At 50.0% G+C, this 11,502-nt stretch carries 13 protein-coding genes; 11 read left to right on the forward strand and 2 right to left on the reverse strand.

Annotation, left to right across the window (positions count from 1 at the left end):
• Window positions 1-31 precede the first annotated feature (31 nt).
• The 9 genes from C12CBH8_RS00500 to C12CBH8_RS00540 all read left to right on the forward strand — a co-directional run bounded on the left by C12CBH8_RS00500 (window position 32) and on the right by C12CBH8_RS00540 (window position 7,208).
• Complete coding sequence (locus tag C12CBH8_RS00500; RefSeq protein WP_090263894.1) at window positions 32-547, forward strand: UvrB/UvrC motif-containing protein; 516 nt, start codon at window positions 32-34, stop codon at window positions 545-547.
• Window positions 544-1,572, forward strand: coding sequence for a protein arginine kinase (locus tag C12CBH8_RS00505; protein ID WP_215533345.1), 1,029 nt, complete (start codon window positions 544-546; stop codon window positions 1,570-1,572). The genes C12CBH8_RS00500 and C12CBH8_RS00505 overlap by 4 nt, the downstream gene beginning before the upstream one ends.
• Window positions 1,573-1,633: 61 nt before the next feature.
• Entirely contained in the window at window positions 1,634-4,084 is a 2,451-nt protein-coding gene (locus tag C12CBH8_RS00510; RefSeq protein WP_215533766.1) for an ATP-dependent Clp protease ATP-binding subunit, read from the forward strand.
• Between the two features lie 244 nt (window positions 4,085-4,328).
• Window positions 4,329-4,706 (forward strand): TnpV protein, encoded by a 378-nt coding sequence (locus C12CBH8_RS00515; RefSeq protein WP_002586617.1) that lies wholly within the window; start codon window positions 4,329-4,331, stop codon window positions 4,704-4,706.
• Window positions 4,707-4,833: 127 nt separating this feature from the next.
• Window positions 4,834-5,142, forward strand: coding sequence for an ArsR/SmtB family transcription factor (locus C12CBH8_RS00520; RefSeq protein ID WP_002586618.1), 309 nt, complete (start codon window positions 4,834-4,836; stop codon window positions 5,140-5,142).
• 89 nt (window positions 5,143-5,231) lie between these two features.
• Window positions 5,232-6,245, forward strand: coding sequence for a permease (locus tag C12CBH8_RS00525; protein ID WP_087232616.1), 1,014 nt, complete (start codon window positions 5,232-5,234; stop codon window positions 6,243-6,245).
• Between the two features lie 18 nt (window positions 6,246-6,263).
• Entirely contained in the window at window positions 6,264-6,644 is a 381-nt protein-coding gene (locus C12CBH8_RS00530) for a thioredoxin family protein (protein ID WP_074141146.1), read from the forward strand.
• Between the two features lie 2 nt (window positions 6,645-6,646).
• Window positions 6,647-7,039, forward strand: coding sequence for an arsenate reductase ArsC (locus C12CBH8_RS00535; protein WP_002586621.1), 393 nt, complete (start codon window positions 6,647-6,649; stop codon window positions 7,037-7,039).
• Between the two features lies 1 nt (window position 7,040).
• A complete protein-coding gene (locus tag C12CBH8_RS00540; RefSeq protein ID WP_074141147.1) occupies window positions 7,041-7,208 on the forward strand; it encodes a cysteine-rich KTR domain-containing protein in 168 nt (55 codons plus the stop codon).
• A 53-nt stretch (window positions 7,209-7,261) separates the two neighbouring features.
• Here the strand turns inward: C12CBH8_RS00540 and C12CBH8_RS00545 are convergent, their stop codons facing one another.
• Both C12CBH8_RS00545 and C12CBH8_RS00550 read right to left on the reverse strand, forming a co-directional pair.
• Window positions 7,262-8,698 (reverse strand): MobA/MobL family protein, encoded by a 1,437-nt coding sequence (locus tag C12CBH8_RS00545; protein ID WP_002586622.1) that lies wholly within the window; start codon window positions 8,696-8,698, stop codon window positions 7,262-7,264.
• A 234-nt stretch (window positions 8,699-8,932) separates the two neighbouring features.
• Entirely contained in the window at window positions 8,933-9,148 is a 216-nt protein-coding gene (locus C12CBH8_RS00550) for a helix-turn-helix domain-containing protein (protein WP_002586623.1), read from the reverse strand.
• Between the two features lie 172 nt (window positions 9,149-9,320).
• On the opposite strand from C12CBH8_RS00550, the gene C12CBH8_RS00555 reads away from it, so the two are divergent.
• Window positions 9,321-9,995 (forward strand): helix-turn-helix domain-containing protein, encoded by a 675-nt coding sequence (locus tag C12CBH8_RS00555; protein WP_225363674.1) that lies wholly within the window; start codon window positions 9,321-9,323, stop codon window positions 9,993-9,995.
• Window positions 9,996-10,102: 107 nt separating this feature from the next.
• Window positions 10,103-11,401, forward strand: a complete 1,299-nt coding sequence (locus tag C12CBH8_RS00560) for a tyrosine-type recombinase/integrase (RefSeq protein ID WP_002586625.1) — start codon at window positions 10,103-10,105, stop codon at window positions 11,399-11,401.
• The last annotated feature ends 101 nt before the right edge of the window (window positions 11,402-11,502 follow it).

Here is an 11,502-nt window from a genome sequence, read left to right on the forward strand (position 1 = left end):
AATTGTGCTTTCCCCAAAGGAGGTTTATCTTATGTTATGTGACAACTGTGCCAAACGTCAGGCCACGACATTCATCAAACGGACCGTCAACGGCCAGACCCAGGAGCTGCATCTTTGCCCCCAATGCGCCGCCCAATTGGGTTACGGCGCCATGATGGGAAGCGCCTCCTTAGGGCTTGGCAGTCTGTTAAGCTCCATGCTGGGGCAGACGGTTCCGGACCCCCAGCCTTCCCGTCTCAGCGATGAGGTGCGGTGCGAGGGCTGCGGAGCTACATTTTCCGATATTGTGCGCACCGGAAAAGCCGGATGCGCCAAATGCTACGAGACGTTTTATGAACAGCTCTTGCCGTCCTTGCAGCGTATTCACGGCAAGACCAAACACACCGGCAAAGTCCCGCAGAGCGCCAGCCAGCAGGCCAAGAAGAACCACCATCTGGCCCAGCTGAAAGAACAGTTGAATCAGGCGGTAGAGGCTCAGGACTACGAACAAGCCGCCAAGCTGCGGGATGAAATTCAAAGTCTACAGGAGGAGGGGAACCAGCAATGAGAAAGTGGTATTTAGAGACAGGTCCTGACAGCGACGTCATTCTCTCTACCCGTGTACGGTTGGCCCGCAACCTGCAAAACGTACCCTTCCCCATCCGCATGACGCCCGAACAGCGCAAAGCGGTGGACGCACAGATAAAGGATGCTTTGCTGGGCAGCCATGCCGCCATCGCCGGCGACTTCGATTATCTGGAGATGCAGGATACTTCACCTGCCCAGGCGCTCTCCATGATGGAGCGGCATCTGATCAGCCCGGAATTCGCCCAGGCCAAGGACGGCGCCCTGCTCCTGATGAAGGATGAATCGGTATCCATTATGATCAATGAAGAGGATCATCTGCGCATTCAGGTGATGCGTCCCGGACTGGATCTCCAGGGAGCGTACGAGATGGCCGATCAATTGGATACTCTGCTGGACGAGCGACTGACCTACGCCTTTGACGAACGTCTCGGTTACCTGACCCAGTGCCCCACAAATTTGGGAACCGGTATGCGGGCATCCTTGATGCTGCATCTGCCGGCCCTCCAGCGGGAAGGGGTTATGGGACAGCTCAGCGATACCGTATCCAAACTGGGACTTACCATCCGGGGTCTGTACGGCGAGGGCACCGAACCCAAGGGCGCTATTTACCAGCTTTCCAACCAAGTGACCTTAGGGATCTCCGAACAGGCGGCGCTGCAAAATCTTAAGAGCATTGCCATGCAGGTCATCGCCCAGGAACGCGCAGCCCGCCAGCAGTTAAATGGGGATCTGCGTCTCACCGACCAGGTGTGGCGATCCTATGGACTGCTTTGCACCGCCCGCATCCTCACCGGGGAGGAGTTTATGCAGCTCATCTCCAATGTACGTCTGGGTGCGGCACTGGGCATTCTGACGGAAGTCACCCTGGACGAAGTGGCGAACCTCATCCTGAACGCCCAGCCCGGATGCTTAACCCTGCGTGTGGGCAAGAATCTCACCCCGGCGGAACGGGACGTGGAACGGGCATCCTGGGTGAGAGAACAGCTTGCCAAAACCGAAACATAATTCACAAGCTTTGTTGTGATTTTTAATAGAGCATCAACCTGAAAAAGGAGTGAATGTTATGATGTTCCAATTCAATGGATTTACCGAAAAAGCCAATGAGGCCATGAACCTGGCGGTGGAAGCCGCTCAGGAACTGGGCCATACCTATGTCGGCAGCGAGCATATCCTGCTCGGACTGCTGAGGGAAGGCACCGGTGTAGCCGCATCGGTGCTGCAAGAGCATAATATCACCGCCGGCCAAGTGGAAGAGCGGTTGGAAACGGTCATCGGCCGGGGACAGCCCACCTCCCTGAGCCCCAATGATTTTACACCCCGCTGCAAGCGTATTTTGGAGATGGCAGTGGTGGGAGCCAGAAGCATGGGCCACAGTTATGTGGGCACCGAACATCTGCTGATCGCCATCATCCAGGAGGGGGAGAGTTACGCCGTCCGTTTCCTGAGCGAACTGGGTGCTGATCCAGGCGCCGTTTTGAAGAGCACGGCCAAGGCCATCGGCGCTGAGACGGCTGATACCGCTCCATCCCGTCCCGGACAGCATTCCCAGGGGAAAAAGGATTCCAAGACCCCTACTCTGGATCAGTTTGGCCGGGACTTGACCCAAGTGGCCAAGGATGGACGTCTGGATCCCATCATCGGCCGCCAGAAGGAGATCGAACGGGTCATTCAGATTCTGTCCCGCCGCACCAAGAATAACCCCGTACTCATCGGCGAACCGGGCGTCGGCAAGACGGCCATCGCCGAAGGTCTGGCCCAGAAGATCGTGACCGGAGAAGTGCCGGAACTCCTGAAAGGCAAACGGGTGGTCACCTTGGATCTGACCGGTATGGTGGCCGGTACCAAGTACCGCGGCGACTTTGAGGAGCGCATCAAAAACGCCATTGACGAAGTGGTCAAGGCCGGGGATGTCATCCTCTTCATCGACGAGTTGCACACCATCATCGGCGCCGGCGCTGCCGAAGGCGCTGTGGATGCCGCCAATATCCTCAAGCCCTCTCTGGCCAGGGGTGAGCTACAGGTCATCGGCGCCACTACTTTGGAGGAGTACCGCAAGCACATCGAAAAGGACGCCGCTTTGGAACGCCGGTTCCAGCCGGTCAACGTCCCCGAACCCTCCCAGGAGGAGGCGGTGCTCATCCTGAAGGGGCTGCGGGATAAATACGAGGCACATCACAAGGTCAAGATCACCGATGAGGCCATCGAAGCGGCTGTCAATCTGTCGGTACGGTATATCTCCGACCGGTTCCTGCCCGACAAGGCCATCGACCTGATCGATGAAGCGGCCTCCCGCGTCCGTCTGCGCGCCTTCACCGCCCCGCCCGATCTCAAGAAGATGGAGGATGAACTCAAACGTCTGGGTGAAGAAAAGCAGTCGGCCGTCAACGCCCAGGACTTTGAACGCGCCGCCCGTCTGCGGGACGAGGAAAAGGTTTTAAGCGATCAGCTCGCGGAACAGAAGAACCAGTGGAATGAGCAGAACGCCCATACCAACGGCGAAGTAGGCGCCCAGGAGATCGCCGAGATCGTGTCCAGCTGGACCGGCGTACCGGTGGTCCAGCTGACCGAGGAGGAAGGACAGCGCCTCTTAAAGATGGAGGACATCCTTCATCAGCGCATCGTGGGCCAGGACGAAGCTGTTTCGTCGGTGGCCCGTGCCATCCGCCGCGGACGTGTGGGCCTCAAGGACCCCAAACGTCCCATCGGCTCCTTTATCTTCCTAGGCCCCACCGGCGTGGGCAAGACTGAACTGTGCAAAGCCTTGGCCGAAGCCATGTTCGGCGACGAGAACGCCATGATCCGCCTGGATATGTCGGAATATATGGAGAAACACACCGTCTCCCGTCTGGTGGGCTCGCCTCCCGGATACGTGGGCTACGACGAAGGAGGCCAGCTGACCGAGAAGATCCGCCGCAAGCCCTATTCGGTGGTGCTGTTCGATGAGATTGAAAAGGCCCATCCCGACGTCTTCAATATGCTTCTCCAGATCCTGGACGACGGTGTCCTGACCGACGCCCAGGGCCGCAAGGTGGATTTTAAAAATACCGTTATCATCATGACCTCCAATGTAGGCGCCCGGTCCATCACCGACAACAAGCCTCTCGGCTTTGGCTCGGCCGATGCCGATCTGAAGAAAGAGGATGCCCGCATCCAAAGCGACGTCATGGCCGAGCTGAAACGTGTGTTCCGTCCGGAATTCCTCAACCGTGTGGACGACATCATCGTCTTCCATCAGCTGACCAAAGAGGACATCCAGAACATCACCCGCCGCATGCTGGATACTCTGGTCAAACGTGTGGCCGATATGGACATCCAGATGACCTATACCGACGCCGCAGTGGAAGCCATTGCCGATGCCGGATTTGATCCTGTGTACGGAGCCCGTCCGCTGCGCCGGGCCATCCAGTCCAAGATCGAGGACTCCCTGTCCGAGAAGATGCTGGAGGGCAAGGTCAAGGCCGGACATCCGGTGGTATGCGATTACCGCGACGGCAAATTCCAATTTGAATATCAGTAAATTATGACCTCTCAACAGAGGTTACAGTGTTTTAATAAAATCCTCCAAAAGCCTTGAAAATAAAGGATTTATCGCAATGTGTCTGCCTTATCTCTTTATACGGTTACACACAAGTTTACTCTTTCCCTCATTGCTCATAAGGGCAAATACAAGGGCAAGAAAATCTCATAACAAGATATAACAAAGTGTGGCAATCGGAGAACTGTGATGTATGTGCGAATATATTATAACGGAGGATTTTTCAATGGACAAGTACATTTACGATGATAAAAATGGTCTGTGGTATGAACTGCAAGGAGATTATTATATCCCATGTCTTATCTTACCAGCCGAAAAAGAACAGCCTATTGGTTTGTGGGGACAGCGGCACTTGCGGTATCTGAAAGAATACCGCCGAGCCACCTACATAACCTTGTTCACAAGCGGCAGACTGAACAATTACCTTGCTGACATCGACAGGCAGGCGCAGGAACGCATGGAAAGGCTCACAGAGCAGATGAAACGGGTGCAGGGTATTACGGAGCAGTTAAAGGCGGAAAACGCTTTGGAATGGACACAGAGAATGAATAACATACGGGCGTGTGCAAAGGAGATTGTGGAAAAAGAAATCATCTTTGCATAAGAAGACAGCGGTAGGATTTAGTTTTCCTACCGCTGTTTCACTTAAATCAAAAAAATATATTGACATTTTTCTATGTGTTGCATATAATAACACATAGACATTTATCTATAGGAGGTGATTGAGAGAGATGGATGAAAAAAGAATTGCGGCAATTTTCAAAGCGTTTTGTGATGAAAACCGCATTAGGATTATAAAACTGCTGCGTTCAGGTGAAAAATGTGCTTGCAAGTTGCTAGAAGAAATCAATGTCACGCAGCCTACGCTTTCCCACCATATGAAAATTCTTTGTGACGCTGAAATAGTTGTCGGGCGCAAAGAGGGAAAATGGACACACTATTCTATTTCAGAAAAAGGTGTGGAACAGGCAAAAGAATGTTTGCGGCAGTTGACAACACTTGATGTTGAAAGCGAAAATAAGTCGTGCTGTGAAAAGTGAGGAAGTTTATTTGAATGCTTTTCCGCACGACTTATATTCGGAATATTAAATCGACATATTTCAATATGACTATATGAAAGGAGCTTTTTATGGAGGCACTAAAAACAATTTGGGACTTTTTTCAAAATGAAGTCCTCGGTATGAACTGGCTGAATCGTCTCATTGAAACAATTTTGAACGCTTGCGGTTTAGATACCACGGGCAAAATAGGAGCGAGTATTCAGTTTTTCATCTATGATACCATAAAAATTATGGTACTGCTTGGCGTTTTGATTTTGATTATCTCGTATATTCAAAGTTATTTCCCGCCCGAAAGAGCAAAAAAGATACTCGGCAGATTTCACGGCATATGGGCGAATATCATCGCCGCTCTGCTCGGTACGGTAACACCGTTTTGCTCGTGTTCTTCCATTCCGTTGTTTATCGGGTTTACAAGCGCAGGTTTGCCGCTTGGCGTTACATTCTCCTTTTTGATTTCTTCGCCGATGGTTGACCTCGGAAGCCTTGTCTTACTGATGAGTATTTTCGGCTGGAAAGTTGCTGTTTTATATGTAATATTCGGTTTGGTAATCGCTGTGGCTGGCGGAACGCTAATTGAAAAGTTGCACCTCGATAATCAAGTGGAAGAATATATCCGAAACGGTCACTCGATTGATGTTCCGCAGGAGGAACTGCATTTCAAAGACCGTATGAAATTTGCGTGGGAACAGGTTGTTGAAACCGCTAAAAAGGTTGCTCCTTATGTTCTGATCGGCGTGGGCATTGGTGCTTTCATTCACAACTGGATTCCTGAAGAATTTATTGTCAAAGCACTTGGCGAAAATAATCCGTTTGGCGTAATTCTTGCTACGATAGTCGGTATTCCGATGTATGCGGATATTTTCGGTACAATTCCGATTGCAGAAGCCCTGCTTGCAAAAGGTGCTTTGCTCGGCGTTGTCCTTTCCTTTATGATGGGCGTTACTACGCTTTCGCTCCCTTCAATGATTATGCTTCGCAAGGCGGTCAAACCGAAACTGCTTGGTATTTTCATTGGAATATGTGCTGCTGGTATTATTATTGTAGGCTATCTTTTCAACGCAATACAATATTTAATTGTTTAATTTTAGGAGGTTATTATTATGGCATTATTTAACTTTGGAAAGAAAAAGGAAGAAGAAAAGAAAACACCTGCTTGCGCTTGTAGCTGCGGTTGTGCTGCCAGCGAAGCAGAAAGCATTACAAACGATTGCTGTCCTGATTTGAAAGAGGGAGAAATCTGCTGTATCAAAGTGTTAGGGGCAGGTTGTAAATCCTGTCACGAACAATTTGAATACACAAAGCAGGCAGTAAAGGATATGGGACTTTCCGTAGAGGTCGAATACATTACCGATATGCAGAAAGTAATGGAATACGGTGTTATGAGTATGCCTGCCCTTGTTGTCAACGAAAAGGTTGTTGCTATGGGTAAGGTTTTGAAAGCTGCTGATGTGGTTGCTCTGCTGCACAAGCTGGGGTTTTAACGATGGATAAGAAAAAGGTAGCCTTTATTTGTGTGCATAACTCCTGCCGCAGTCAGATTGCAGAAGCACTTGGAAAACATTTGGCGGGAGATAAGTTTGATTTCTATTCTGCCGGAACAGAAACAAAATCACAAATCAATCAGGACGCTGTGCGGCTTATGAAACAGCTTTATGGGATAGATATGGAGCAAAGCCAGTATAGCAAGACGATTGATAAAATCCCTACGCCCGATATTGCGATTTCAATGGGGTGTGATGTCGGTTGTCCCTATATCGGTAGAGCGTTTGATGATAATTGGGGACTTCCCGATCCGACGGGCAAAAGTGATGAATGTTTTATACAGGTCATTGAGAGAATATCTCAAAAAATAAAAGACTTGAAATTAGAAAAGTAACATGAAAGCCACAGAATGGATATATTGCCCTATCTGCGGCAATAAAACTCGCACAATGATACGGGAAGATACAGAATTAAGAAACTTCCCTCTCTACTGTCCGAAGTGCAAAAAGGAAACAAGCATCAATGCTCAGGATATGAAAGTCACGCTTGCAGAACACAAATAAGATTTTTATGTATGCCGCCGCATGGGTGATACCATAGCGGCGGTTTTTCGTGCCTATCGGCTGTCTCTGTCAAAGGATTTCTTTCTCTGTCTCGGCTGGTTTCTCTGCTTACCCTCCGCCTGAAGCTGACGCAGGCGTTTCAGCACGCTCTCTCGTTCAGGCGGCTTTGCCTGCTCTTTTTTGGCGGGTTTCTGTTTTTCCCTGACCTGTTGCTCCCATGCGGCAAGGTCACGATTGAACTGCTCCACAACAGCCTCCGCCTTACGGTAGGTTGCCATGTACGCCTGCACATCGGGATAACCGTCCTCTTTCAGAACATCGGGCAGTTTATCCAGCTTTTCAGCGATTTCCTTTTCTGTCCGCTGTATCTGCTCTGTGAGCGCCTTGCGCTCCTTACCCTTGAAAATCCCTTTTGTATCGGCAAGCTGTTGTTTCAGCTTCGGAAGTACCGTATCCTGCAAATGCCGGATTTCTTTCGCCTTATCCTGCGCCTTTATCATCAGCTTTTGCATGGTACGGAACTCTGCCATATCTATTTCAAGGACAGGCTTCGGCGGCATATCGTGTTCACGGATTAAGTTTTGCAGGAAGTCCTTAGCCTTGTTTACGATACTGCGGAACAGACCCGGCAGCCAGCCCTTGCTTTTGATAGACTGGCTCGCCTTTTCGTGTATCTCTGTCTGCTTGACTTCTAAAATCTTTGCTTCGGAGATACCTGATAATAACGCCATATCCGCTGTCCTGTTCCATTCCTGCCTTGCGGCATTATCGGCTTTGATTTCGTCCTCTTTGGGATTATTTTTGCCGATTTTCTTGGCCGGAAGATAGACGCTGTTTTTATCAAATACCTTTAAGTGCTGCTCAGGATCGGAGATATGGCAGTTAATAAGTTCTGTATACACTTCCTTTATCTCTCGGAGAAAAGGCTCTCCCTTAAAGCGTGTATCTTTGGTAGTAAACAGATGGCTTTCGTATACCTCGCCTTTTTTGATGACGGTACAGCCTTTCCGTATCTGCCCGTCCTCCCCCGTGATTTCCTTTTTGGTGCGGACACGCTTTCCAGTCTCGTCAAAGAACACGCTGCGGGAAGCAACCTTTACATCAGGTTCGGGGAGCAACCTCCTCTCGCTGAAAATCAGATGGATATGATAATTTGTCTTGCGCTTGTTGTGGTGGAGGGCGGACACGCACTCCACACCGTACCGCCTGCGGAACTCCTCTGTAAAGTCCGTGAGTACCTGCTGCGGCTCGTATTGCGTATAGATTTCGGGCAAGGCGATAATCAGTTCCCTTGCTTCGATACATTTGCCCTCTGTGCCGCTGCGCTGAAACTCCTGCTGGCTTTCCCTTGCAAGGTTGCTCCAAAAGGTGCTGTCGGCGGTGCGGTAGGTGGCATAGAGATTTTCCTGCCTTGCATGGCTTGTAATATACGATATTCGCCCTTTGACATTGGGCAGTTTTGACATCTGGATAAAACTGTGTCTCGGCATACATCATCTCCGTTTTCTGTTGTCAAGGTGCGTCCTTTTTTTGCAACCGTTTACGGTTGTGGCTGTCGCTGCGGCAGCGGTGACAGCCCCGTATCATACGCCGCAGGCGGTTGATACGGAAGCCCCCTGCAAGGGCGAAATACCCGGAGTACAAATCGAAGATTTGTGCGAGGGGTGTATTTCGCTCTCAAACGCCGAGGGCTTAGGGTTACTTTCCGAAAAGAGAATGGATGGTCATTCCACTCTGCGGACATCATCGGGCTTCAGAAGATTTCTTCCCTGATTGACCGTCAGAAACCGTTCCAGCGTGTCCCTGCGGATAATGGTCTTGCGCCCCACTTTGAGGACGGGCAGCTTTCCCCATTCCACCAGCTTCCGCATGGTGTTCCTGCCGATACCCGTACATTCTGCGGCTTCCTCTATGGTAAGTCCCATTTTGACTGCGCTCATTCTATCAACCTCCTTTTAGAATACTCATTTTGCAACTACTGTTTTATCATTATACTTATTCTGCCATCTCTTGTCAACCTATTTTGCAACCATTCATAGTTTATTTACAACTTTCATTGAGATAAAGGTTGCAAAATAAGTATCGGCGTGTTATACTGATACCAGTCAGGAGGTGAACACCTTGAAAAAAGAAACCACATTCACCGCAAAACAGGTCGGTAGGAGGATTAAGGAACGCCGCACAGAGTTAAACATTACCATGCCGGAACTTGGCAGGCGTGTAGGCGTGAACAAATCCACCATTCAGCGGTATGAAGCGGACGGAGTTGATCCGAAGCGCACAATGGTTATCAACGGTCTTGCGGAAGCGTTGCTCACAACTCCCGAATGGCTGACAGGTCTTTCCGATGATAAGGAATATGACACCTATACTCTTTGCCAGCGGGATATTGAGGAACACATCAGGAAATATCTGGACACAGTTTCCTATACAGTAAAGGGCGAGCCGCACCAGCAGCTTCTCACGACATTTCTCGGCAAGATGGTTGACCTGTATACGGTTATGACCTGCTACTTTGCTGATGCTATGGAGGAAGTTGACCGTGTGGCGGAGGACAAAGGGCTGAAAGAGTCTCTTGGACGGTACGCCATAGAGTCCGGGGCAATCATGGAACAGGTATACCGCAAGAAGATGGAAGTACCGATTGAGGATATGAAACGGTTTTTAGACGGGATTTTACATATCCACGATGAGGGGCGCACAAGAATGTCGATGGGCGCACTTTTCGGGATAGTGGAGGAAGCCGAAGAAAGGCTTTCCGAAAAAGAAAATTCCGTGGCACCTTGACAAGTAAAGACGCCAGTTGACTTTCACTGGCGGAAGTGACACAATTACTTTACGCACACCATATGTCACAGTCCCGATTGCCACGGATAGAAAGGAGTTTTTTATCTATGGCAAAAGGTTCTGTAAGAAAGAAAGGCAAAAAGTGGTACGGACGCTTTTATATTGAAGATGAAAGCGGCAGAAAAGTGCAGAAAGAGTTTGCAGGCACAGAGAGCAAGGCGGAAACAGAAGCCATGCTCCGCAAAGCGATAGCGGACTATGAGGAAAAGCAGTTTGTCGGGAAAGCGGAAAACATCACGGTAGGCGATATGCTGGATATGTGGGTAGAGGAAGAACTGAAACCCGGCAACTTAAGCAACGGGACGGTCATGTCCTATCAGGGAACGGTCAACCGTATCAAGCAATATCCCATTGGCAAACGCAAGCTGAAAACCGTGACCGCCGACCATTTGCAGGCGTTCATTGATTTTCTGAGCTACGGTGGGACAAACCCGGACGGGACAACTTCAAAGCCCATGAGCAAAGGATATATGCTCCTGTTCTCGGCGGTGTTGCAAAATTCCTTCCGCTTTGCGGTTTTCCCGAAAAAACTGATTACCTTTAACCCTATGCAGTATGTGAAGCTGAGGGGCAGGAAGCAGGAAACGGATATTTTCTCGGACAGTGAGGAAGATACTTCCAGTATTCCTACTATCACCCATGAACAGTTCCAAAAGCTGGAGGAATTTCTCAAGGCAAAAGATAATCCCGCCTTGCTGCCTGTGCAGATAGCGTACTACACGGGGCTTCGTATCGGGGAAGTATGCGGCTTGACTTGGCAGGATATTAACCTTGAGGAACAATATCTCACGGTACGCCGAAGCATGCGCTATAACGGAACAAGGCACACAACCGAAGTGGGAACGACAAAACGGAGCAAAGTCCGCACCGTTGATTTCTGCGACACGCTGGCGGCAATCCTGCGGGCGGCGAGAACAGAACAGCGCAAAAACCGTTTCCGCTACGGGGAGTTTTATCACCTGAACTACTACAAAGAAGTAAAGGAAAAAGGGCGCACCTATTATGAGGTTTACAGCCTGCAAAGGACAGAGGAAGTCCCGGAGGATTACAAGGAAATCTCCTTTGTCTGCCTGAGAGCAGACGGGGCGTATGAAGCGCCGAGTACGGTAGGGATTATGTGCAGGGCGGCAAAGAAGAAAGTGAAAGGGCTTGAAGATTTCCATTTCCACACGCTCCGTCACACCTACACAAGCAATCTGCTTTCCGGCGGCGCAAAGCCGAAAGATGTGCAGGAACTTCTCGGACACTCCGATGTCAGTACCACAATGAACATCTACGCTCACTCTACAAGGGAAGCGAAGCGCACTTCCGCAAGGCTGCTGGATAAGGTGGTCGGCGGGGAATAAAAAGTTGCCCTTGTTTCGGCTCGTAAGGGCAAAAACAAGGGCAAACAGATAAGGTTTGAATGAAAAACAGGCGTGAAGCCTTGAAAAATCAATGGTTTTTG

The sequence above is a fragment of the Solibaculum mannosilyticum genome (assembly GCF_015140235.1).
GTDB classification, from domain to species: domain Bacteria; phylum Bacillota; class Clostridia; order Oscillospirales; family Acutalibacteraceae; genus Solibaculum; species Solibaculum mannosilyticum.

Coding starts and splice junctions, on each gene's coding strand:
- C12CBH8_RS00500 (WP_090263894.1), top strand. CDS start 32: ATGTTATGTGACAACTGTGCCAAACGTCAGGCCACGACATTCATCAAA.
- C12CBH8_RS00505 (WP_215533345.1), top strand. CDS start 544: ATGAGAAAGTGGTATTTAGAGACAGGTCCTGACAGCGACGTCATTCTC.
- C12CBH8_RS00510 (WP_215533766.1), top strand. CDS start 1,634: ATGTTCCAATTCAATGGATTTACCGAAAAAGCCAATGAGGCCATGAAC.
- C12CBH8_RS00515 (WP_002586617.1), top strand. CDS start 4,329: ATGGACAAGTACATTTACGATGATAAAAATGGTCTGTGGTATGAACTG.
- C12CBH8_RS00520 (WP_002586618.1), top strand. CDS start 4,834: ATGGATGAAAAAAGAATTGCGGCAATTTTCAAAGCGTTTTGTGATGAA.
- C12CBH8_RS00525 (WP_087232616.1), top strand. CDS start 5,232: ATGGAGGCACTAAAAACAATTTGGGACTTTTTTCAAAATGAAGTCCTC.
- C12CBH8_RS00530 (WP_074141146.1), top strand. CDS start 6,264: ATGGCATTATTTAACTTTGGAAAGAAAAAGGAAGAAGAAAAGAAAACA.
- C12CBH8_RS00535 (WP_002586621.1), top strand. CDS start 6,647: ATGGATAAGAAAAAGGTAGCCTTTATTTGTGTGCATAACTCCTGCCGC.
- C12CBH8_RS00540 (WP_074141147.1), top strand. CDS start 7,041: ATGAAAGCCACAGAATGGATATATTGCCCTATCTGCGGCAATAAAACT.
- C12CBH8_RS00545 (WP_002586622.1), bottom strand. CDS start 8,698: ATGCCGAGACACAGTTTTATCCAGATGTCAAAACTGCCCAATGTCAAA.
- C12CBH8_RS00550 (WP_002586623.1), bottom strand. CDS start 9,148: ATGAGCGCAGTCAAAATGGGACTTACCATAGAGGAAGCCGCAGAATGT.
- C12CBH8_RS00560 (WP_002586625.1), top strand. CDS start 10,103: ATGGCAAAAGGTTCTGTAAGAAAGAAAGGCAAAAAGTGGTACGGACGC.